Below are 22394 nucleotides of genomic sequence, written 5' to 3'. Positions count from 1 at the left end.
CGGCGTACAGCTCCGCGAAGCCGGCACCGTCGTCGGCGACCGCGAACCCCGCGCTCACGGACACCGGCACCGCCGCGGCGCCCACCGGCACCGGGTCCGCGGCCAGCGCGGCGCGCACCGCCTCCCCGCGCTCCAGGGCGCACGTGCCGTGGCAGCCCGGCAGCAGCACCGCGAACTCGTCGCCGCCGAGGCGGCCCACGACGTCACCGGGGCGGGAGCGCTCGAGCAGCCGGCGGGCCACCGCGCGCAGCACCTCGTCCCCGGCGGGGTGGCCGTGGGTGTCGTTGACGGCCTTGAAGTGGTCCACGTCCAGCAGGAGCAGCGCGAGACCGCCGTGCCGGGGCAGCTCCGCGAGCAGCTCCTCCGCCCGCTCGTGCAGGACGCGGCGGGTGGCCAGGCCCGTCACGGCGTCGGTGCCGGCCTGCTCCCGCAGCCGGGCCGTCAGCCGCTCCTCCCGGTCGCGGGCCCGCACCAGCAGCCACGTCATCACCGCCAGGGTGCACGTCACGCTGGCGACGTCGGTGACGGCGCCCTCCGGCGGGCGCAGCAGCCCGCTCAGCACCGCGTCGGCCACGACCACCTGCACCAGCACCGCCCACGCCACGGGTGCGCGCAGGTAGGAGGCGGCGTAGAGCACGGGCCAGCACAGCCAGATCTGGCCGCCGACGCTGGCGTCGGAGCTGGTTAGGCCCAGGGTGAGGGTGACGGCCGTGACGATCGTCGGCACGGTCGCCCAGAAGGCACCCGGCAGCCGGTGCGGGCTGCGCCGCGCCACCCAGCCGATCGCCAGCAGCACCCCGCTGACCGACAGCGCGAGGACCTTCGCGAGCAGGCCGCCGGCGTAGGAGGGCACGGCCAGGCACAGGACGGCGTTGACGGCGCCGGCGACCAGCGCGAAGACCGCGCCCGCGCGGGCCGCGGCCACGTGGTCGCGCGGCTGCAGCAGCTCCCGGACCCGCACCCCGAGGACATCGGCACGGCGCCGACCCCACCTGACGGCCCGGTCGGGTGACCTGCGCCGCTCGCGCCCCGCCGCGGCAGGGGCGGTGCGCCGCGGGCAGGACGCCGATCTCGGCGTGCATGGTGCGGGCGGGGGTGGGTAGATGGGGGGCAGGGAGGACCGCACCTGCGGGTCCTCGCCGACGGACACCGACCCGGAGGAGATGCAGTGCCCAGCGTCATCGAGACCATCGACGTGGACGTCCCCGTCCGCACCGCGTACAACCAGTGGACGCAGTTCGAGTCGTTCCCGAACTTCATGAGCGGTGTCGAGTCGATCCAGCAGGTCAGCGAGACCCTGACCCACTGGAAGACGAAGATCGCCGGGGTGGAGCGCGAGTTCGACGCGCAGATCACCGAGCAGCACGCCGACGAGCGGGTCGCGTGGAAGAGCGTCGACGGCAAGGACCACGCCGGTGTCGTGACCTTCCACCGGATCTCCGACGACAAGACCAAGGTCACCGTGCAGCTCGACTGGGAGGCCGAGAGCCTCGTCGAGAAGGCCGGTGCCGCCCTCGGTGCCGACGACCGCCAGGTGAAGGCCGACCTCAAGCGCTTCAAGTCCTTCATCGAGGAGCGCGGCGCCGAGACCGGCGCGTGGCGCGGGGACGTCCAGCCCCCCAAGTGAGGACCTGACGCCCGGGGACGGGCGGGAGCAACCGGAGGGGCGGTCGCCGCGGCGACCGCCCCTCCGCACGTCCGGCGGCGGCTCAGCGGGGCAGGGCGGCGAGCTGCTCCAGCATCCACGGGCTGAACGGCGTCGCGTCGGCGGCCACCTCGGCCCGCAACCCGTCCATCCCCACCCAGCGCCAGTCGCCCACCTCGTCCGGGGCGGGTGCCAGCGGGCCGAGCAGCCGGGCCGTGAAGACGGGGCACACCTCGTTCTCCACGGTGCCGTCGTCCATCACCGCCCGGTAGCGGAAGTCCGGCAGTAGCGGCCGCACGTCGCCCACCCGGGCGCCGAGCTCGTCGGCGGCGCGGCGGTGCACCGCGTCCACGGGGTCCTCGCCGGGGCCGGGGTGGCCGCAGAAGCTGTTCGTCCACGCCAGCGGCCACGTCCGCTTGCCGGCCGCGCGCTGGGTGAGGAGCGTGCGGCCGGTGTCGTCGAGCAGCCAGCAGGAGAACGCCAGGTGCAGCGGGGTGTCGGCGTGGTGCACCTGCGCCTTGGGGGCGGTGCCGCAGGGCCTGCCCCGCTCGTCGAGGAGGACGACGAGCTCGACGTGCGTCGTCGCGTCCCCGGTGGCCAGGGTCGTACCGCTCATGCGGTGGGCTCCTTCGGAGTGCTGGTCAGGTCGTGCCGCGCCGGTGCCGCGCCACCGCCGGAGACCCGATGGTGCCCCCTCGCGCCGGTCCGGGCGAGCGGGGAGGGCCACCAGGTGCGGGGGCCGAGCAGCGTGACCAGCGCGGGCACCAGGACGCTGCGCACGAGGAGGGTGTCCAGCAGCACCCCGACGCCCACGATGACGCCGAGCTGGGTGAGCAGGATGAGGGGCAGGACGCCGAGGACGGTGAAGACGGCGGCCAGCAGCACCCCGGCGCTGGTGATGACGCCGCCGGTGACGGCGAGGGCGACGGCCATGCCCTCGGCGGTGCCGCGCGCGCCGGGCCGCAGCGCGGCCTCCTCCCGGGCGCGGGTGGTGAGGAAGATGTTGTAGTCCACGCCGAGGGCGACGAGGAACAGGAACGCCAGCAGCGGCACGGAGACGTCGAGGGCGGGGAAGTCGAAGACGGCGTCGAACAGCCAGCGGCTGGCGCCCATCGCGGCGGCGAAGGACAGCACGACGGTCGCCACCAGCACCACCGCCGCCACCAGCGAGCGCAGCACGAGCACGAGGACGACGAGGACGACGGCGAGCACGAGGGGTGCGACGACCCGCTGGTCGCGGTCGGCGGCGAGGGCGGTGTCGTAGGTGGTGGCGGTGGTGCCGCCCACGACGGCGTCCGGGTCGGCGGCGTCCAGGGCGGTGCGCAGCCGCGCGATGGTGGCGTCGGCCTCCTCGGTGCCGGGCCCGGCCTCCAGCACCGCGTCGACCTGCACCACGTCGCCGGGGGCGGTGCCGGCGGCGGTGCCCGGGCGGGCGCTGGCGATGCCTGCCACGGCGGCGGCGGCCTCGGCCACGGCCGGGGCGCGCTCGACGGTGGTCATCACGGCCAGGGGCTCGCCGGACCCGGCGGGGAAGGCCTCGGCCAGCACCTCCTGCCCGACGAGGGACTCGGGGCGCTCGCGGAACTGCTGGGTCTGCGACAGGCCCACGTTCTGCCCGACGACGCCGGTGGCGAGCGCGGCCAGGACCAGCACGGCGCCGGTGCCGACGAGGGCGGGGCGGCGGCCGACGCCGCGCGCGACCTTGGCCCACAGCCCGCTGCGGGTGGGGTCCTCGGAGCCGACGCGCGGCACGAAGGGCCAGAACAGCCAGCGGTCGAACAGCACGAGCGCGGCGGGCAGGACGACGAGGCCGAAGAGGAGGGCGGTGGTGATGCCGAGGGCGCCGGCGATGCCGAGGTTGCGGTTGCTGGTGAGGTCGGCGGCGGTGAGGGTCAGCAGGCTGAGCACGACGGTGCCGGCGCTGGCGACGATCGCGGGGGCCGCCGAGCGCAGCGCCCGGCGCATCGCCTGGTGCCGGTCGGCCTCGTGGCGCAGCTCCTCGCGGTAGCGGGCGATGAGCAGCAGGGCGTAGTTGGTGCCGGCGCCGAAGACGAGGATGCTCACGATGCCGGTGGTGGAGGGGCCGATGCCGATGCCGGTGGTGCGGTCGAGGATGGTCAGCAGCGAGGCCGCCACCTGGTCGCCGATGCCGACCACGGCCAGCGGCACGATCCACAGCACGGGCGAGCGGTAGGTCACGAGCAGCAGCAGCGCGACGACGACCGCGGTGGTCGCCAGCAGCGTCACGTCGGCGCCCTCGAAGACGCGGCCGAGGTCGGTGGTGAAGCCCGCGGGGCCGGTGACGTAGGCGGTCAGCCCGTCGGGGAGCTCGCGCAGCCGTTCGCGCATCTCGTCGACGGCGGCGGCGGTGGCGTCGTTGCCGGCGGGGCCGGCTTCCAGCGGCACGGTGACGAGGGCGGTGCCGCCGTCGGGCGAGGGGACGGGCGGGGAGGTGCGCCCGCCGGTGGCGAGGTCGGCGAGGGCGCCGGTGGTCTCGGCGACGGCGCCCAGGTCCTCGGCGGTGAGGGCGCCGCCGTCGTCGCGGGTGACGACGACGAGGGCGGGTTCGGTGGCGGCGTCGGGCAGCTGGTCCTGCAGGGCGGCGGCGCGGCTGGACTCGGCGCTGGCGGGCAGGCCGCCGGTGGGCTCGCCCTCGGGGGCCTCGCCGCGCAGGGCGAGCACCCCGACGCTGATGAGCAGGGCGAGCACGACGACGAGCCACGCGGTGCCCCGTCCGACGAGCTTGCCCAGTGCGGTGGTCACGGTCGCCTCCCGGCGGTGGTTCGTCTCAGCAATTGCTTCGATGGTGGGAACTTCCTATCATCAAGCTATGAGGAGGTCGTCATGGGGTCAAGCGGGCCGATGCGCGACAGTGGGGCCGTGAGCACCCCGTCCACCGAGGACCGCGACGCCCGGGTCCCCGCGGCCGACGACCCCGCCGGCCCTCCCGCCCGCACCGCGGGGAACCCCGCCGACGCCGTCGTCGGGCTGCTGCAGGCGCTCACCATCGAGTCCCAGCGCTTCGCCGAGGTCTTCGCCGACGCCCACCGGCTGCACCCCACCGACCTCAGCGCCCTCGCGCACATCTCCAAGGCCATGCAGGGCGGCGGCGCGCTGACGGCCGGGGAGCTGTCCCGGGTGCTCGTGCTCAGCACCTCGGCCACCACCGCGCTGGTGGACCGCCTCCAGCGCGCCGGGCACGTCGAGCGCGTCCCCGACCCCCTCGACCGCCGGCGGGTGCGGGTGCAGATGACCCCCTCGGCCCAGCAGCTGGCCCGCGCCTTCTTCTCCCGCCTCGGGCTGCGGGTGCGCGACCTCCTGCTCTCCTACCCCGAGCGGGACCTGGAGTTCCTGCAGGACGTGCTCGGGAAGGTGGTGGGGGTGGCGCGGTCCGCCGCGGACGAGGCGCGGGCGGACGCGCCCGGCCCCTCCTGACCCGCGCGCCACCGCGCGTCCCACCCGCCTCCCGCCCCTGTCCCACCCGCCTCCCGCCCGCAGCCCACCGGACCGCTTCGACGAGGCACCCGAGCCGTTGGTGCCTACCATCGAGGAGCAGTGCCTCGCTGAGCTCACAGCGTCGTGGTCGTCGAGGTGTGGTGGGTGGTGGTCCCCGTGCGCGCGCGCGCCCCGCGGGACGCCGCGGCGTCCGCGGCGTCGCAGTCGCCCGACGTCCGGGTGCGCCCGGCCGGTGCGGGCGCACCCCTGCGGCCGGAGGCCGGGCCCCGGCCGGACGACGGGCCGGTCCTGGCCCACGTCACCTGGTCGGGCACCGCCGACGCCGCCGACGCCGTGCTCGCCCACCTGCAGCAGCACCTCGGCATGGACCTGTGGGCGCTCACCCGGGTGGAGCACGGCACCCAGCGGGTGCAGGCCGCCCGCTCCGGCACCCTGCGGATCCCCGCCGGCACCGAGCTGCCGTGGATGGACGCCCTGAGCCGGCAGGTGCTGGCCGGTGCCGCGCCCCGCGTCGCCACCGACGCCAGCGTCGAGATGGCCTTCGCCGCCGCGGGCGTCGACCGGCGCTTCCGGGTGGGCGCCTACGTCGTCGTGCCGCTGGTCGGCGAGGACGGCCGGCTGCTCGGCACCCTCTGCGGGCTGTCCGCCGCGGCGCAGCCGCCCGCCCTGGCCGGCGAGCTGCCCCTGGTGGAGCTGCTGGCCCGCCTGCTCGGCACGCTGCGGGCCAAGGAGGAGTTCGCCGCCGAGCGCTCGGCGGAGGCGGCCGCCGCCTACGCCGTGGCCGAGCGCGACTCCCTCACCGGCCTGCTGAACCGCCGCGGCTGGCAGCGCGCGCTGGGGGCGGAGGACCAGCGCTGCCTGCGCGGCGGGCGGTGCAGCGCCGTGGCGGTGGTCGACCTCGACGGGCTCGGCGAGGTCAACGAGAGCCGTGGTCACGAGGTCGGCGACGAGCTGCTCGTGCTGGCCGCGCAGGTGCTGCAGACGACGGTGCGCCCGTGCGACGAGGTCGCCCGCATCGGTGGGGACGAGTTCGCGCTCATCGCCGCCGACGCCGGCGCCGACGGCGTGCACGCGTGGACGGCGCGGCTGAGCACGGCGCTGGCCGCCGCCGGGGTGGAGGCCACCGGCGGGGCGGCCGCCAGCGGTGCCGAGCGCCGGCTGTCGGAGGCGTGGCGCGCCGCCGAGGACGCCATGCTCGCCGACAAGCACGCCCGGCGCGGTCCGCGGCGGCGCTCCCCGCGCCCGGTGCCCTGAGCTCGTGGCCCGGTGGTCTGAGACCGGGCCGCGGCGAGCGGTGCGGGGAGGCCCTGCGGCGGGGCGGGCCTCAGGCCTCCGCGGCGAGGTCCCCGGCCAGCGCCCGGGCGACGGCGGCCTCGCCGGCGTCGAGGCCCTCGTAGTCGTGGACGGCGTTCTGGTGGACCTGCTGGTCGATCCAGCGGGTGTGCAGCTCCCAGGCGGACTGCTTCGTCGTGCCGAGCGCGTCGCCGATCTGCGTCCAGGTGGCGCCGGCGGTGCGGGCGGTGCGCACGGCGAGCTGGCGGCCGTAGCCGGCCTTGCGGGCGATGACCTCGCCGAGGGCCAGCAGCTCCAGCGCCTCGTCGCGGTCGAGGGGGGCGGGACCGGCGGTGCGGTCACCCAGCGGGTCGTCGCCCTCCACGAGGGAGTCCCGGGCCCTGAGGACCTCGTAGCGGGCGACGGCGGCGTGCAGGCTGAGCCTGCTCTCGAGTTCGTCGACGGTGACCACGACGTCCAGCCTCGCGTCAGGACGCCCTGACGTCAAGGGGTGGGCGCCGGTCCGCCCCTCACGCGCCGACGTAGGCGGCCAGGTGCTCGCCGGTGAGGGTGGAGCGCGCGGCGACGAGGTCGGCGGGCGTGCCCTCGAACACGACGAGGCCGCCGTCGTGGCCGGCGCCGGGACCCAGGTCGATGATCCAGTCCGCGTGCGCCATGACCGCCTGGTGGTGCTCGATGACGACGACCGACGTGCCGGAGTCCACGAGCCGGTCCAGCAGGCCGAGGAGCTGCTCGACGTCGGCCAGGTGCAGGCCGGTCGTCGGCTCGTCGAGGACGAGGACCCCGCCCTTCTGCCCCATGTGCGTGGCCAGCTTCAGCCGCTGCCGCTCCCCGCCGGAGAGCGTGGTGAGCGGCTGGCCGAGGGTCAGGTAGCCGAGGCCGACGTCGGCCAGGCGGGCCAGGACCGCGTGCGCGGCGGGCGTGCGCGCCTCGCCCGCGGCGAAGAACCCCGCGGCCTCGGTGACCGACATGGCGAGCACCTCGCTGATGTCCCTGCCGCCGAGGTGGTGCTCCAGCACCGCCGCCTGGAACCGACGCCCCTCGCACTCCTCGCAGGTCGTGGCGACCCCGGCCATCATCCCCAGGTCCGTGTACACGACGCCGGCGCCGTTGCAGGTGGGGCAGGCGCCCTCGGAGTTCGCGCTGAACAGCGCCGGCTTCACGCCGTTGGCCTTCGCGAACGCCTTGCGGACGGGTTCCAGCAGCCCGGTGTACGTCGCCGGGTTGCTGCGCCGGGAGCCGCGGATCGCGCCCTGGTCGACGGAGACCACCCCCTCCCGGCCCGACACCGAACCGTGGACCAGCGAGCTCTTGCCCGACCCGGCCACCCCGGTGACGACGACCAGCACCCCGAGCGGGACGTCGACGTCGACGTCGCGCAGGTTGTGGCTGGCCGCGCCGCGGACCTGGAGCGCACCGGTGGGCGTGCGCACCGCGGCCTTGAGGGATGCGCGGTCGTCGAGGTGCCGGCCGGTCGGGGTGCCGCTGGCCCGCAGCGCCTCGACGGTGCCCTCGAACACCACCTCCCCACCGGCCGTCCCGGCGCCGGGACCGAGGTCGACGACGTGGTCGGCGATCGCGATCGCCTCGGGTTTGTGCTCCACGACGAGCACCGTGTTGCCCTTGTCCCGCAGCCGCAGCAGCAGCTCGTTCATCCGCTGGATGTCGTGCGGGTGCAGCCCGGTCGTCGGCTCGTCGAAGACGTACGTGACGTCGGTGAGCGAGGAGCCGAGGTGGCGGATCATCTTGGTGCGCTGCGCCTCCCCGCCCGACAGCGTGCCCGAGGGCCTGTCGAGGGAGAGGTACCCCAGCCCGATCGCCGCGAACGAGTCGAACAGGTGCTGCAGCCCGCCCAGCAGCGGCGCCACCGAGGGCTCGTCGAGCTCGCGGACCCACGCGGCCGCGTCGCTGATCTGCATCGCGCAGACGTCGGCGATGTTCCTGCCCCGGATCCTCGACGAGCGGGCCTCGGGGGCGAGCCGGGTGCCCTCGCAGTCGGGGCAGGTCGTGAACGTCACCGCCCGCTCCACGAACCGGCGGACGTGCGGCTGCAGCGCGTCGACGTCCTTGGTGAGCATCGACTTCTGGATCTTCGGGATCACGCCCTCGTAGGTGAGGTTGATCCCCTCGACCTTGACCTTGGTCGGTTCCTTGTGGAGCAGGTCGTGCAGCTCCTTCGCCGTGTACCTGCCGATCGGCTTGTCCAGGTCGAGCCCGATGCCCTGGAAGAGGCGCCCGTACCAGCCGTCCACGCCGTAGCCGGGGACCAGCAGCGCTCCCTCGTTGAGCGACCTGCTCCGGTCGTACAGCGCGGTGTGGTCGATGTCGTTGACGGTGCCCATGCCCTCGCAGCGCGGGCACATCCCGCCGAGGCGGTTGAACGTCGCCTTCTCCGCCTTCGTCCTGTCGCCGCGCTGGACGGTGATCGCGCCGCTGGCCCGCACCGAGGGGACGTTGAACGAGAACGCCCCGGGGCCGCCGATGTGCGGCTCCCCGAGCCGGCTGAACAGGATGCGCAGCATCGCGTGGGCGTCGGTGACGGTGCCGACGGTGGAGCGGGGGTTGGCGCCCATCCGCTCCTGGTCGACGATGATCGCCGTCGTCAGCCCGTCGAGGACGTCGACGTCGGGCCGCGCCAGCGTCGGCATGAAGCCCTGCACGAAGGCGCTGTAGGTCTCGTTGATGAGCCGCTGCGACTCCGCCGCGATCGTGCCGAACACCAGGGAGCTCTTGCCCGAGCCGGAGACGCCGGTGAACACCGTCAGCCGGCGCTTGGGGATCTCGACGCTGACGTCCTTGAGGTTGTTCTCCCGCGCGCCCTGCACGCGGATCAGGTCGTGGCTGTCGGCGGCGTGCGGCTCCGGCGGGCGCCCGTCGGGCCCGGTACCCGTCCCCGTCGTCGTGGCCCTGCCCATCGCGCCTCCGTCCGTCCGCCGCGGGCCCAGCCTGTCGGTGGGCCGGGCGGGTGCGCAACCACCCGCCCGGCCGGCGAGGCGGTCAGCGGCCCGGGTGCGCGGGTCCTCCCGCGGCGGGGCGGCGGCTGCGCTCCACGGCCGCGGCCTGCAGGCAGCGGCGGGCGGAGGTGGAGAGCGCGGTGACCAGCACGACGGTGAGCGCGGTGGCGATCGCGAAACCGGGCTGGGACCGCACCAGGAGGGCCCTGGCCTCGGGGTTCAGCGCCGACATGACCACCGAGGTGGTCACCGTGGCCACCAGCGCGGCGAGCGTCGTGCCGCCCACGGCGCGGGCCAGCCGCTCCGGCTGCCGCAGCCGGCTGCCGCGCACCTGCAGCACGAGCAGCGCGGCCAGGCACAGGGCGGCGGCGCTCAGCCCGAAGGCGTCGGTGAGGCGCGAGAGCAGGCCGACGACCTCCGGTGCCCGGCCGGGGACGGGGGCGGTGCGCCACGCCACGTCCCACGCCAGCCACAGCGAGGTGAGCACGAGGGTGCCGACCGCCGCCGTCCAGCGGGCCTGCCGGGCGGCCAGCTCCCGCTGCAGCTCGCCCGCCACCTCCTCGGGGGCGCCGAACTCCGCGACGGCGCGGGCCTCGGCCTCGGCGGGGGTCAGGCCCTCGGCGACGAGCGCCGCGGTGGCGTCCTGCAGGCCGTCGCGGACCTCCTGCAGCATGTCGCGCCGCACCCGCAGCGGGCCGCGCAGCCGGTGGCGCAGGTCGGCCGCGAGCGCCTCGGCCGGCGAGGGCCCCGCCAGCGGGGGTGCGGCGCTCACGAGGCCGCCTCCTCGGTGCCGAGCACCCCGCCGACGACGCTGGTGAACTCCCGCCAGCGCTGCCTGGAGGCGGCCAGCTCGCCCCGGCCGGCGCGGGTGAGGCGGTAGGTGCGCCGCCGGCGGCCGTCGACGAGCCCCCACGACCCCTGGACGAAACCGTCGCGCTCCAGGCGTCGCAGGGCGGGGTAGACGCTGCCGGTGTTGAGCGCGAGGGCGCCGCCGCTGCGCAGCCGCACGGCGTCGATCACGGCGTAGCCGTGCTGCGGGGCGTCCTCCAGCACGGCGAGGACGAGCGATTCCAGGTGGCCGCGCAGGGCCTCGGCATCCACCGCACGAGCCTAACCCCGGTGTCGGCTGCCGTCATGTGTAGACAGCTGACATGAGCGGTGCGTAGCGTTTCGTTGCATGGAGGTTCCCGCAGCCCCACCGGTCCCCGCGCCGGCGCACCAGGACGCTCCGGCACCGCCCGACGTCGTCCGCCGCCCCCGCGCCACCTGGCAGCTGTTCCGCGCCGTCCTGCTCCTGCACGCCGCGGTCGCCTGCGCCCAGCCGCTCCTCGCCGGCTCCTACTTCGCCGGCAACCTCGACGCCATCGGCGTCCACGGGGTGCTCGGCACCCTGCTGGGCCTGCTGGCCCTCGTGCAGCTCGTGGCCGCCGTGCTGCTCTGGTACCCCGGCCGCGGCCCGTGGTGGCCCGCGGTCGCCACCGTGGCGCTGTTCCTCGCCGAGGGTTTCCAGATCGGCATCGGCTACGAGCGCGACCTCGGCCTGCACGTCCCGCTCGGCGTCGGGATCGTCGCGACGCTCGTCGCGCTGGCCGCGTGGTCGCTGCGGTGGCGCCCGCAGCCGCGCCGCCGGCCCGGGCGGGGCGCGCGGTGAGACCGCTCGGGCGGCGCGACCTGCTGCGCGCCGCGGGGGGTTCGGCCGCGCTGCTGCTCACCGGGTGCGGGTCGCTGCGCGAGCGCACCGGGACCCTGCTGGCCAGCGCCGGGGACCTGCCGCGGGCGTTCACCGTGCCGCTGCCGGTGCCGGCGGTGCTGGAACCGGTGCGCCGCACCGCCGATGCCGACGAGTACGAGATCGTGCAGCGCGTCGCGGACGTCGCGATCGTCCCCGGCCGCACCACGGAGGTGTTCGGGTACGCGGGCACGTTCCCCGGCCCCACCCTCGTCTCCCGCCGCGGCCGGCGCACCCGGGTCACCCACGTCAACGAGCTGCCCGTCCCCACCGTCGTCCACCTGCACGGCGGGCACACGCCCGCGGCCTCCGACGGGTTCCCCACCGACCTGGTGCTCCCCGCCGGGATGACCGAGCCCCCCGCGGCGCGCGGGCACGCGGCCCACGGCGGGCACGGCGCGGGCGCGGCCGCGGGGGACGTGGTGAGCGGGCGGCGGACGTACGACTACCCGATGCAGCAGCGCGCCGCGACGCTCTGGTACCACGACCACCGGATGGACTTCACCGGTCCCGCCGTGCACCGCGGTCTCGTCGGCGTCCACCTCGTCCACGACGAGGAGGAGGAGGCCCTGGGCCTGCCGGCCGGCGAGCGGGACGTCCCCCTGGTGGTCTGCGACCGCTCCTTCGCCGAGGACGGTTCCTTCCGCTACCCCGCGCTCGACCCCTCGATGCTCGCCGAGGCCGGTGTGCTCACCGAGTTCGCCGACGGCGTCCTCGGTGACGTCGTCCTCGTCAACGGCGCCCCGTGGCCGGTGCTCGACGTGGACGCCGTGCGCTACCGGTTCCGCGTCCTGAACGCCTCCAACGCCCGGCGCTACGAGCTGCGGCTGGACCCGCCGCCGCCGCAGGGCCCGGCGTTCGTGCAGGTGGGTTCCGACGGCGGTCTGCTCGCCGCGCCGGTCGGGCACGACGTGCTGCGCGTCGCGCCCGCCGAGCGCTTCGACGTCGTGGTGGACTTCGCCCGCTGGCCCGTGGGCAGCGAGGTCACGGTCGTGAACTCCCTCGGCGAGGGCGGTGCGGCGCGGGTCATGCGGTTCCGCGTCGTGCGCCGCGGCCGCGACGGCTCCACCGTCCCCGACCGGCTCGTGGAGGTGGAGGAACTCCCCGAGGAGGCCGCGAGGACCACCCGCGACTTCCGCTTCGAGCGCGGCCGCCCCGGTCAGCCGCACTGGGTCGTCGCCGGGAGACCGTACGACCCCGCCCGCGTCGACGCCGACGTCCCGCTCGGCCAGGTCGAGCGCTGGCGGTTCCGCTCCGACCTGCACCACCCCGTGCACGTGCACCTCGACCCGTTCCAGGTGGTGCGCCGCGGCAGCGGCGGCCCGGGCGCCTACGACGCCGGCTGGAAGGACACCGTCGACCTGCGCCCGGGTCAGGCCGTCGAGGTGCTCGTGCGGTTCGGGGACCACGCGGGCACGTTCATGCTGCACTGCCACAACCTCGAGCACGAGGACATGGCGATGATGGCGAACTTCCGCACGGCCTGACGCCGCACCACCGGTCCCGGCAGGTGGGACGGCTTTCCCACCCGCCGGACGCCGGGGCTTGACACCGGTGCGCGATCACTGGTGGTCTGTGCCACGCCGGGTTCCGGCACCGACCACGAGGAGCGATCGATGCGCGCGCTGAGCCAGGGGGCACCCGCGGTGCCCGCTCTCGTGCGCCACCTCCTCAGCATGTCGCCGGTGCCCCCGGGCACCCGCTGTCGCGCCTGCCGCTGACGGCCCCCGGAAACCCCGCCGCGCGCCCGCACCCGCGCACGTCCCTGACGTGCGCGCGGCCCCGGCGCGCCGCCTCCCGGCCGGCCGTTCCCGACCGCGTCCCGCTGCCCGACGCCGCCTGACGCGACACCCCCTCGCACCACCGCGCCCGCGCACCGCACCGCCACCCGCGGTGCGGTGCCCCGCGACGCGCCCCGCCCGGGTGCGCCGCCGCTGCCGCACGCCCACCACCACCCCGGCGCGTCCCGCGCCGCCCCGCCACACCCCAGGAGGAGTTCCGATGACCACGCTCGACACCCCCACCGTCACCGCCACCGCGCTCACCGCGACCACCGGGTCGGTGCTGTCCGGCGTCCGCCTCGGCGGCGACCTGCCCGCCGGCACCGTCGCGGCGATCCGCGAGCAGCTGCTGGCCCGCAAGGTCGTGTTCTTCCGCGGCCAGGACCACCTCGACCTCGACGGCCAGCTCGCCTTCGCCCACCTGCTCGGCGACCTCACCACCGCCCACCCCACCGTCCCCGGTGCGCGGGAGTCCCAGCACGTGCTGCCCATCGACTCCGAGGCCAGCCGCGCGGACAGCTGGCACACCGACGTCACCTTCGTCGAGCGCCCGCCGGCCTTCACCGTGCTGCGCGCCGTCACCCTCCCCCCGGTGGGCGGCGACACGGTGTGGGCGAACACCACCTCCGCCTACGAGCGACTCCCGCAGCCGCTGAAGCACCTCGCCGACTCCCTGCGCGCCGTGCACACCAACCAGCACGACTACGCCCGCCCGGCGCGCTCGGGCAGCGAGGGCGGGCAGAAGGAGCGGCAGTACCACGACCAGTTCGTCGCCGAGGTCTTCGAGACCGAGCACCCCGTGGTGCGCGTGCACCCCGAGACCGGCGAGCGGACCCTGCTCCTGGGCGGTTTCGTGCGCTCCTTCCGGCACCTGGGTTCCTCGGAGTCGGCGGCGCTGCTCGACCTGTTCCAGCAGCGCGTCACGCTGCCGGAGAACCAGGTCCGCTGGAGCTGGCAGCCCGGTGACGTGGCGATCTGGGACAACCGCGCCACCCAGCACTACGCCGTGAACGACTACGGCCGCGCCGACCGCCAGCTCACGCGCGTCACCGTCGCCGGCGACGTGCCCGTCGGCCCCGACGGCACCCCCAGCCGGGTGCTGCGCGGCGACGCCAGCGGGTACACCCCCGCCTCCTGAGCCGACGACCGATCCCCCCACCCGAACCGATCCGTGAGGAAGCCCCCCGTGAGAACCCGACCGACCTCCGCCGCGGCGCTGACCGCCGCCCTGCTCGCCGCGACCCTCGGCGTCAGCGCGTGCGGCGCCTCCGGCCAGACGGCGACGGCCGGTGCCGCCGCGGCCGACCAGGACGCGGTGCTGGAGTACCAGGGCTGGAGCAACCAGGTGACCCTGCCGGAGCTCGCCGAGGACCTGGGCTACCTCGGCGACGTGGAGCTGGAGTGGGTGGGCAACACCATCAGCGGGCCGCAGGACATCCAGTCCGCCGCGACCGGCGCCACCGACTTCGGCGGTGCCTTCGACGGCGCGGTGGCCAAGCTGATCTCCTCCGGCGCCCCCGTCAGGGCCGTGGTGAGCTACTACGGCTCCGACGCGCAGGCGTTCAACGGCTTCTACGTCCTGGAGGGATCGCCGATCCAGGGGCCGCGCGACCTCATCGGCAAGAAGATCGGCGTCAACACCCTGGGTGGGCACAACGACGCGGTCATCAACACCTACCTGCGCGACGGCGGCCTGACGCCGGAGGAGATCAAGCAGGTGGAGCTCGTCCCGCTGCCGCCGCCCAACCTGGAGCAGTCGCTGCGGGCCGGTCAGATCGACGTGGCCGCGCTGTCCGGGCAGTTCCGCGAGCAGGCGGTGGCCGGCGGCGGGGTGCGCTCCGTCTTCACCGACTCGCAGTTCTTCGGGGACTTCAGCGCCGGCACCTACGTGTTCCGCGACGACTACATCGCCGAGAACCCCGACACGGTCCGCGCGTTCACGACCGGCGTGGCCAAGGCGATCGAGTGGACGAAGGACACCCCGCACGAGGAGGTGATCGCCCGGTACGCCGAGATCATCCGGGAGCGCGGGCGGGCCAACGAGACCACCGACTCGCTGAAGTACTGGCACAGCACCGGTGTCGCCACCACGGGCGGGGTCATCGAGGCGTCGGAGTTCACCCGCTGGGAGGACTGGCTGGACGCGACCGGCGCGGTGGAGAAGGGCGAGCTGGACGTGGAGAGCCTCTACACCAACGAGTTCAACGAGTACGCCGACACCGCGAAGGACGGGTGAGCGCCGTGAGCGCCGGCATCCGCTTCGACGCGGTCACCCGGACCTTCCCGGTCCGGGGGCGGCGGGGGGAGGTGTTCACCGCCCTGGACGGTTTCACCCTGGACGTCCGCCCCGGTGAGCTGCTGTCCCTCGTCGGCCCCAGCGGCTGCGGCAAGTCCACGCTGCTGGACCTGCTGGGCGGGCTGTCGGCCCCCACCAGCGGTTCCATCACCCTCGACGGCCGCCCGGTCGAGGGCCCGGGCCTGGACCGCGGCATCGTGTTCCAGCAGTACGCGCTGCTGCCGTGGCGCACGGCGCAGGGCAACGTCGAGCTGGGCCTGGAGGCCAAGGGCCTGCCGCGCCGGCAGCGTGCCGCGGCGGCGCGGGACTTCCTCGCCCTCGTCGGCCTCGACGGTTTCGAGGGCCGCTACCCGCACGAGCTGTCCGGCGGCATGAAGCAGCGGGTGGCGATCGCCCGGGCGCTGGCGCTGGACCCCGAGGTGCTGCTGATGGACGAGCCGTTCGCGGCGCTGGACGCGCAGACCCGGGAGTCGCTGCAGCGGGAGCTGCTGCGCATCTGGCAGGCCACCGGCAAGACGATCGTGTTCATCACGCACGGCATCGAGGAGGCCGTCTACCTCGGGCAGCGGGTGGCGGTCATGACGTCGCGGCCGGGGCGCATCAAGCACGTCGTGGACGTGCCGCTGGCGAACCGCACCGCGGACGCCGACATCCGCACCTCGCCGGAGTTCACGGCGCTGCGGCACGAGGTGTGGGCGCTGCTGCAGGACGAGGTCCGCAAGGCGGAGCTGCTGGAGCGGCCGGGGCGCGTCTCCGACCTGCTCGACGAGAAGGGGGAGGAGGTCGTGGGCATTGGCTGACACCGCCACGAGGACCGTCGGGAGCACCGGTGCGAGGGCCCGGGCGGCGAGCCCGCCGGCGGCGGGAGCGGATCGCGCACCGCGGCGGGGGAGGGTGGCCGCCTCGGGGCTGGTCGCGCTGCGCTCGGTCGCCGTCATCGCGGCCCTGCTGGTGCTGTGGGAGGTCGCGCCCCGCGCCGGGTGGGTGGAGCGCTCGCTCATCCCGCCGGTCAGCGAGGTCGCCGGTGCCTGGTGGCAGCTGGCCGGTGACGGCACCCTCGCGGACAACGTGCGGGCCAGCCTCACCCGGGCCTTCGCGGGGTTCGCGATCGCGGTCGCCGCGGGCGTCCCGCTGGGGGTCCTGATCGGCTGGTACCGGCCGGTCCACCAGCTCCTCGACCCGGTGCTGGAGCTGTTCCGCAACACCGCGGCGCTGGCGCTGCTGCCCGTGTTCACGCTGCTGCTGGGCATCGGCGAGACCTCGAAGATCGCGATCGTGGTCTACGCCTGCCTCTTCCCCGTCGTGCTCAACACCGTCAGCGGTGTCGGCACGGTGGACGCGCTGCTGCTGAAGTCGGCGCGCTCGATGGGGCTGGGGCCGCTGCAGCTGTTCTGGAAGGTCGTGCTGCCCTCGGCGGTCCCGGCCATCTTCACCGGCGTCCGGATGGCGGGGGCCTCCTCCATCCTCGTGCTCATCGCGGCGGAGATGGTCGGTGCGAAGGCCGGCCTGGGTTACCTCATCAACGCCTCGCAGTTCAACTTCATGATCCCGCAGATGTACGCGGGGATCCTCACCATCTCGGCCATCGGTCTCGTCGTGAACGGGGTGCTCGTGCGCCTCGAGCGGCGGTTCTCCCGCTGGCGCACCGACTCCCGCCGCTGAAGCACCCCACCGGACCCGGAAGGCACCCCGTGACCCGCCAGCTCCACCTCAACGCGTTCCTGCTGAACCTCGGCCACCACGAGGCCGCGTGGCGACACCCGGCCAGCGACCCCACCCGCGCCCACGACGTGCGCCACTTCGTCGAGCTGGCGCAGATCGCCGAGCGCGGCACGCTCGACAGCATCTTCTTCGCCGACGGCGTCGCGATCCGCGGCAACGTCCGGCACAACAGCCAGGGCGGGCTGGACCCGCTGGCGATCCTCAACGCCGTGGCGACGCACACCTCCCGCATCGGGCTGATCGCCACGGTGTCCACCACGTTCACCGAGCCGTTCGCCACGGCGCGCGCGTTCGCGACCCTGGACCACCTCTCCGGGGGCCGCGCGGGCTGGAACATCGTCACGTCCGGCACCGAGGCGGAGGCCCGCAACTTCGGCTACGAGCAGCACCTGGAGCACCGGGTCCGCTACGAGCGCGCCGCGGAGTTCGTCGACGTCGCGACGAAGCTGTGGGACTCCTGGGAGGACGACGCGCTCGTCCTCGACCAGGCGGCCGGGGTCTACGCCGCCACCGAGCGCGTCCACGAGGTGAACCACGTCGGCACCCACTTCCGGGTGCAGGGGCCGCTCAACGTGCCGCGCTCCCCACAGGGGCGCCCGGTGCTGGTGCAGGCCGGCTCCTCCGAGGACGGGCGCGACTTCGCCGCCCGCCACGCCGAGGCGATCTTCACGGCGTGGCAGACGCTGGGGGAGGCGCAGGCGTTCTACGCCGACGTCAAGCGCCGCGCGGCCGCCGCCGGCCGCGACCCGGAGCGGCTGCTGGTGCTGCCGGGCGTCGTGCCCGTGCTGGGCTCGACGGAGGCCGAGGCGAGGCGCCTGGAGCGGGAGCTGGAGGAGCTGCTGGTCTGGGACCACGGCCTGGCCCAGCTGTCCGGCATCCTCACGGTCCCGCTGACGGCGGACGACCTGGACCGGCGGGTGGCCGACCTGGACCTGCCCCCGGAGGCGGAGGTCAACGGCAACAGGAGCCGCTTCACCCTGGTGGCGGACCTGGGCCGGCGCGAGGGGCTCACCGTCCGGCAGGTCATCGCCCGACTCGGCGGCGGCCGCGGCCACCGCACGTTCACCGGCACCCCCGAGCAGGTGGCGGACACCCTGGAGGAGTGGTTCCGCGGGGGCGCGGCGGACGGCTTCAACATCATGCCCCCGCTGCTGCCGAGCGTCCTGGAGGCGTTCGTGGACCACGTCGTGCCGATCCTGCGGGACCGCGGCCTGTTCCGCCGCGAGTACACCGGCAGCACGCTGCGGGAGCACTACGGCCTGCCGCGGCCGGCCAGCTCGGTCGCCGCCGGTCGGGTGCGGGGCGGTTCACGGCTGCTCCAGGCCGCGGCGGGCACCCCGGACGGCGCCTTCGGCGGCCGGCGGATCCCGGCGCCGACGGCCTCCTGAGCGCCGGCGGGAGCCCGTCGCGGGCCCACCACGGGCTCCCGCCCGCGCCGGCGGTGTCGGGGGCCCGTGGCAGGCTCGGGCCGCGCGGTGCTCCTCCTCCCGGGTGCTTGACCGGCCGGGGGGCGGGACGTACCGTCGCCACGGTTGAAGCTTCAAAGTTTTCGGCGGCGTCCGCACCGGCGTCGGCGCCGGGCACCGCAGTCCCCGGGAGGACCCCGCATGAGCCCCGAGACCACCGCAGCCGTCCCCGCCCCCCGCGTCGAGGCCCGCGCCGGGGCCGACCTGCCGGTGGCGGCCGTGCGCGCCGCGGTGGACGTGCCGCTGCGCTTCGGCGACGGGTTCACCGCGACCGGCCGGGTGCACACCTTCACGGGGCTCGTCGACGGCCGCGAGCACCTGGCCATCGCGCTGGGCGACTGGCGCGGCGCCCTGGAGCGCGCCGCGGCCGGCGGCGAGGCGCCGCTGGTGCGGGTGCACTCGGAGTGCCTGACGGGGGACGTGCTCGGTTCCGAGCGCTGCGACTGCGGCCCGCAGCTGCGCGAGGCCGTCGAGCGGATCGCCGCCGCCGGCGGCTTCCTGCTCTACCTGCGCCAGGAGGGCCGCGGCATCGGGCTGTACGCCAAGCTCGACGCCTACGCCCTGCAGGACACCGGCCTGGACACCTACGAGGCCAACCTCGCCCTCGGCCGCGGCGCCGACGAGCGCGACTACACCGCCGCCGCGCAGATGCTCACCACGCTCGGTGCGCACCGGGTCGTGCTGCTGAGCAACAACCCGGACAAGGCGGCCCAGCTGGGCGCCCTGGGGGTCGGGGTGGACGGGCAGGTCCGCACCGGGGTGCACGTCACCGCGGCCAACGTCCGCTACCTGCGCGCCAAGCGCGACCGCACCGCCCACACGATCCAGCTCCCGCCCGCCGGCTGAGGCGAGCGGCGTCGCCGGCGCTGTTCGCCGCCGGTGTTGCAGACAGCCAGAGTTTGAACACCTAACGTCATATCCTGGTGGTGCACGGGCACACGACGCAGGAGAAGCCGCCAGCGCTGGTGGACCCCGCTGTGCCGACGGGACGCGGCGGACGTGGGGAGACCCGGTGGGCTGGGCAGACGACGACGCCGTGGACGACCTCCGGCGGGCCCTGCGCCGCGAGCAGACCCTCGAGGCCGTCGCCGACGCCCTCGAGCGGCTGCAGCGCGAGGAGGCGGGGCTGCCGCGTGACGACATGAGCCTGCCCCGCGCGGCGGACGCGGTCGCGGACGTCGTCCGCGAGGGGACGGGCGCCGCGTGCTCGCTGCTGCTGCGCGACGAGGAGAGCCACGAGCTGCAGGCCGTCGTCCTCGCCGATGCGGGGCCCGGTGCGCAGCGGGCGGAGGAGCTGGTCGGGCTGCTGCGCCGGGCCGCGGCCGACGGCGACTTCGTGACGACCGCCCCCGCGGGCGGGCACCCGCACGTCGCCGCGGCGCGGGTCCTGCTCAGCGGCATCTGCCGCGGCGTCCTGGTCCTGCACCACGACCACGGGCGGCCCCCGCTGACCGAGGCGGACCTGCGCCTGGCCCGGGCGCTCGCCGACCGCCTCGCCCTGTACGTCGCCGCCACGGAGCTGCGCGTCGCGCGCCGTCGCTCCCTGGAGCGCGACCGCGACGCGGTGGTCCGGCGGGGGCAGTCCGCCCCGCGGCTGGCCGAGGTCCTCGACGCGCTGCCGGTGCAGCTCGTCACGCTCGACGCCGACGGGCGGATCGAGCTCGTCAACCGTGCGATCGTGCACTCCCCGGCCGCCACCGCGCGCCAGATGGAGCTGCTGCAGCGCCACGACCGCAGGTACGCCGACGCCCTGCGCACCCTGGGGAAGCTGACCCGCAACCCGACGCTGACGGGCTTCGCCGACGGCATCGACGCGGTGCGCCTGGGCCGCGCGCCGCGCTACGAGGCCGACGTCCACGCCGAACCCGACGGCACCCAGCTGTGGTGGCACGTCATCGTCGTGCCGCACGAGGCGGGCGGTGGGGTGATCATCACCCACGACGACGTGACGGAGCGCCGCCGGGCGCAGGCCGAGGCCTCGCACCGGGCGACGCACGACGCGCTCACCGGCCTGCCGAACCGCACGCTGCTGTCCGACCGCCTCGAGCACGCCCTGGCCCGCGCGGCCCGCCACCGCGGCGTCCTCGCCGTCGTCTTCATCGACCTGGACCACTTCAAGCTCACCAACGACACCCACGGGCACGGCGTGGGCGACGAGCTGCTGGTGCAGGTGGTGCGCCGGTTGTCCTCGGTGGTGCGGCCCGAGGACACCCTGGCCCGCTTCGGCGGGGACGAGTTCGTGCTGCTCTGCGAGGACCTGGACGCGCCGGAGCAGGCCGAGCGGCTCGCCGGGCGCCTGCTGCGCGCCCTCGACGAGCCGCTGCTGGTGGCCGGCCGCGCGATGCGGCAGGGCGCGAGCATGGGGGTGGCGATCGCGACGCCGGGCGTGGACGCGTCCACGCTGCTGGCCGAGGCCGACGCGGCGCTGTTCGAGGCGAAGGAGCGCGGCCGCGGCCGGCTCGCGACGTTCGACGAGGGCAGCCGCCGGGAGTCGCTGCGGCGGCTGGACGTCGTGCAGTCCCTGCAGGAGGCCCTGGCGGGCGACGAGCTCGAGCTGCACTTCCAGCCGATCGTCGCGCTGCCCGCCGGGGGGCTGGTGGGCGTGGAGTCGCTGCTGCGGTGGCGGCGCGGCGGGGTCCTGCTGGGGCCGGGGGAGTTCCTCGACGTGGCGGAGTCGCTGGGCCTGACGCTGCCGATCGGCCGCTGGGTGCTGCGGGCCGCGTGCGCGCAGGCGGCGGCGTGGCGGGGCCGCGACGAGCGGCGTCGCATCTTCGTCAACGTCTCCTCCGCGCACCTGGCGATGGGGCTGGAGGACGACGTGCGCGGGGCGCTCGACGAGTTCGGCCTCGACGGGGGGGCGCTGGGCGTGGAGATCACCGAGACCACCCTGATGCGCGACCCGGCCGTGTCGATCCGCTGCCTGCACCACCTGCGCGACCTGGGTGTCACGGTGGAGGTCGACGACTTCGGCACGGGCTACTCCTCGCTGGCCTACCTCAAGGCGCTGGAGCCGCAGAGCCTGAAGATCGACCGCACGTTTGTCGCGGGCGTGCACCGCGACGAGCGGGACCGGCGCATCGTGCAGGCGGTGATCTCGCTGGCGAGCAGCCTCGGGATCCACTCGACGGCGGAGGGCATCGAGTCGGTCGAGCAGCTCGACACCCTCATCGAGCTGGGGTGCGACGCCGCGCAGGGCTACCTGCTGCAGCGGCCCGCGCCCGCCGGTGCGAGCTGGCCGACGACGATCGACCTGCGGCGGCTGCACGAGGGCGCCGACCGCACCTGAGCGGCCCGTTGTGCGCGGGGGCGGGGCCCGCTAGCCTCTCTTTCATAAGCGAAAACTTATGGAGGGAGCGTCATGATCGTCGACCCGGTGACCACGGCAGGCCTGGTGACCCGCGAGGTCCGCACCGGCTCCCGCGATGGGGCGCCGACGCGGATCGCCGTCGCCCGCCGCACCTACGCCACCGACCCCGCCGACCTGTGGGACGCCCTGACCAGCGCCGAGCGCCTCCCGCGGTGGTTCCTGCCCGTCAGCGGTGACCTCGGCGTCGGCGGCCGCTACCAGCTGGAGGGCAACGCCGGTGGCGTCGTCGAGCGCTGCGAGCGCCCGGAGTCCTTCGCCGTGACCTGGGAGATGGGGCCGGTGGTGTCCTGGCTCCAGGTCCGGCTCACCCCGGCCGGCGCCGCCACCAGCCTCGAGCTGCACCACGAGGCTCCCGTCGACCCGGACCTGTGGGCGCAGTTCGGCCCCGGCGCCGTCGGTCTCGGCTGGGACCTCGCCCTCGTGGGGCTCGGGCTCCACCTCGACAGCGGCGCGTCGGTCGACCCCGCGGCGGCGGAGGCCTGGTCCACCTCGCCCGAGGGCACCGACTTCCTCCGGCGGGCCGCGGCCGGCTGGGCCGAGGCCGCCGCGGCCGACGGCGACGAGCCGGGTGCGGCGCGGGCGGCCGCCGCGCGCACGGTGGCGTTCTACACCGGCCGGCCCGAGGACGCGGAGCGGTCGGGGGACGTCGCCGAGGGCGTCGCCGGGGCCTGAGTGGACGGCGTCT

At 75.5% G+C, this 22394-nt stretch carries 20 protein-coding genes; 13 read left to right on the top strand and 7 right to left on the bottom strand.

Features of this window, described 5'->3' with window-relative positions; genetic code table 11:
• On the bottom strand, window positions 1-961 hold a 961-nt coding region (locus tag ABEB16_RS00495; RefSeq protein WP_345710320.1), incomplete at its 3' end, for a GGDEF domain-containing protein.
• A 207-nt stretch (window positions 962-1168) separates the two neighbouring features.
• Between ABEB16_RS00495 and ABEB16_RS00490 the strand changes: the two genes are divergently transcribed.
• Window positions 1169-1627: an SRPBCC family protein gene (locus ABEB16_RS00490; RefSeq protein ID WP_345710319.1), complete on the top strand. Its 459-nt coding sequence runs from the start codon at window positions 1169-1171 to the stop codon at window positions 1625-1627.
• Between the two features lie 82 nt (window positions 1628-1709).
• Here ABEB16_RS00490 and idi read toward each other — a convergent pair whose 3' ends face one another.
• Window positions 1710-2261 carry an isopentenyl-diphosphate Delta-isomerase gene (gene idi / locus ABEB16_RS00485; RefSeq protein WP_345710318.1) on the bottom strand — a complete coding sequence of 184 codons (552 nt, stop codon included), beginning with the start codon at window positions 2259-2261 and terminating at the stop codon, window positions 1710-1712.
• Window positions 2258-4408, bottom strand: a complete 2151-nt coding sequence (locus ABEB16_RS00480; protein ID WP_345710317.1) for an MMPL family transporter — start codon at window positions 4406-4408, stop codon at window positions 2258-2260. Before ABEB16_RS00480 ends, idi begins: the two co-directional genes overlap by 4 nt.
• A gap of 117 nt (window positions 4409-4525) precedes the next feature.
• On the opposite strand from ABEB16_RS00480, the gene ABEB16_RS00475 reads away from it, so the two are divergent.
• Window positions 4526-5080, top strand: coding sequence for a MarR family winged helix-turn-helix transcriptional regulator (locus tag ABEB16_RS00475; protein ID WP_345710316.1), 555 nt, complete (start codon window positions 4526-4528; stop codon window positions 5078-5080).
• 165 nt (window positions 5081-5245) lie between these two features.
• A complete protein-coding gene (locus ABEB16_RS00470) occupies window positions 5246-6355 on the top strand; it encodes a GGDEF domain-containing protein (protein ID WP_345710315.1) in 1110 nt (369 codons plus the stop codon).
• Window positions 6356-6425: 70 nt separating this feature from the next.
• Here the strand turns inward: ABEB16_RS00470 and ABEB16_RS00465 are convergent, their stop codons facing one another.
• The 4 genes from ABEB16_RS00465 to ABEB16_RS00450 form a co-directional block, all read right to left on the bottom strand.
• The gene (locus ABEB16_RS00465; protein ID WP_345710314.1) at window positions 6426-6845 is read right to left on the bottom strand and encodes a hypothetical protein; all 420 of its coding nucleotides are present in this window, start codon (window positions 6843-6845) and stop codon (window positions 6426-6428) included.
• 58 nt (window positions 6846-6903) lie between these two features.
• Window positions 6904-9309, bottom strand: coding sequence for an ATP-binding cassette domain-containing protein (locus tag ABEB16_RS00460; protein ID WP_345710313.1), 2406 nt, complete (start codon window positions 9307-9309; stop codon window positions 6904-6906).
• Window positions 9310-9391: 82 nt separating this feature from the next.
• On the bottom strand, window positions 9392-10120 hold the full coding sequence (locus ABEB16_RS00455) for a permease prefix domain 1-containing protein (protein ID WP_345710312.1): 729 nt from the start codon (window positions 10118-10120) through the stop codon (window positions 9392-9394).
• Window positions 10117-10449 carry a helix-turn-helix transcriptional regulator gene (locus ABEB16_RS00450; protein ID WP_345710311.1) on the bottom strand — a complete coding sequence of 111 codons (333 nt, stop codon included), beginning with the start codon at window positions 10447-10449 and terminating at the stop codon, window positions 10117-10119. The genes ABEB16_RS00455 and ABEB16_RS00450 overlap by 4 nt, the downstream gene beginning before the upstream one ends.
• Before the next feature lie 76 nt (window positions 10450-10525).
• Between ABEB16_RS00450 and ABEB16_RS00445 the strand changes: the two genes are divergently transcribed.
• From ABEB16_RS00445 to ABEB16_RS00400, 10 genes are all read left to right on the top strand, one after another.
• Window positions 10526-10999: a hypothetical protein gene (locus ABEB16_RS00445; protein WP_345710310.1), complete on the top strand. Its 474-nt coding sequence runs from the start codon at window positions 10526-10528 to the stop codon at window positions 10997-10999.
• A complete protein-coding gene (locus tag ABEB16_RS00440) occupies window positions 10996-12564 on the top strand; it encodes a multicopper oxidase family protein (protein ID WP_345710309.1) in 1569 nt (522 codons plus the stop codon). Before ABEB16_RS00445 ends, ABEB16_RS00440 begins: the two co-directional genes overlap by 4 nt.
• Before the next feature lie 514 nt (window positions 12565-13078).
• Window positions 13079-13996 carry a TauD/TfdA dioxygenase family protein gene (locus tag ABEB16_RS00435; RefSeq protein ID WP_345710308.1) on the top strand — a complete coding sequence of 306 codons (918 nt, stop codon included), beginning with the start codon at window positions 13079-13081 and terminating at the stop codon, window positions 13994-13996.
• 48 nt (window positions 13997-14044) lie between these two features.
• Entirely contained in the window at window positions 14045-15094 is a 1050-nt protein-coding gene (locus ABEB16_RS00430) for an ABC transporter substrate-binding protein (RefSeq protein ID WP_345710307.1), read from the top strand.
• 5 nt (window positions 15095-15099) lie between these two features.
• Window positions 15100-15954, top strand: a complete 855-nt coding sequence (locus tag ABEB16_RS00425) for an ABC transporter ATP-binding protein (protein WP_345710322.1) — start codon at window positions 15100-15102, stop codon at window positions 15952-15954.
• On the top strand, window positions 15947-16816 hold the full coding sequence (locus tag ABEB16_RS00420; protein WP_425560063.1) for an ABC transporter permease: 870 nt from the start codon (window positions 15947-15949) through the stop codon (window positions 16814-16816). Before ABEB16_RS00425 ends, ABEB16_RS00420 begins: the two co-directional genes overlap by 8 nt.
• Before the next feature lie 29 nt (window positions 16817-16845).
• Window positions 16846-18264, top strand: a complete 1419-nt coding sequence (locus ABEB16_RS00415) for an LLM class flavin-dependent oxidoreductase (RefSeq protein ID WP_345710305.1) — start codon at window positions 16846-16848, stop codon at window positions 18262-18264.
• 219 nt (window positions 18265-18483) lie between these two features.
• Window positions 18484-19188 carry a GTP cyclohydrolase II gene (locus ABEB16_RS00410; RefSeq protein WP_425560062.1) on the top strand — a complete coding sequence of 235 codons (705 nt, stop codon included), beginning with the start codon at window positions 18484-18486 and terminating at the stop codon, window positions 19186-19188.
• Window positions 19189-19354: 166 nt separating this feature from the next.
• On the top strand, window positions 19355-21628 hold the full coding sequence (locus tag ABEB16_RS00405; RefSeq protein WP_345710304.1) for a putative bifunctional diguanylate cyclase/phosphodiesterase: 2274 nt from the start codon (window positions 19355-19357) through the stop codon (window positions 21626-21628).
• A gap of 72 nt (window positions 21629-21700) precedes the next feature.
• Entirely contained in the window at window positions 21701-22381 is a 681-nt protein-coding gene (locus tag ABEB16_RS00400; protein ID WP_345710303.1) for an SRPBCC family protein, read from the top strand.
• Window positions 22382-22394: the final 13 nt, after the last annotated feature.

This window comes from Kineococcus glutinatus, from assembly GCF_039542765.1.
Classification (GTDB): domain Bacteria; phylum Actinomycetota; class Actinomycetes; order Actinomycetales; family Kineococcaceae; genus Kineococcus_A; species Kineococcus_A glutinatus.
This window is presented reverse-complemented; position numbering and strand designations above follow the sequence as displayed.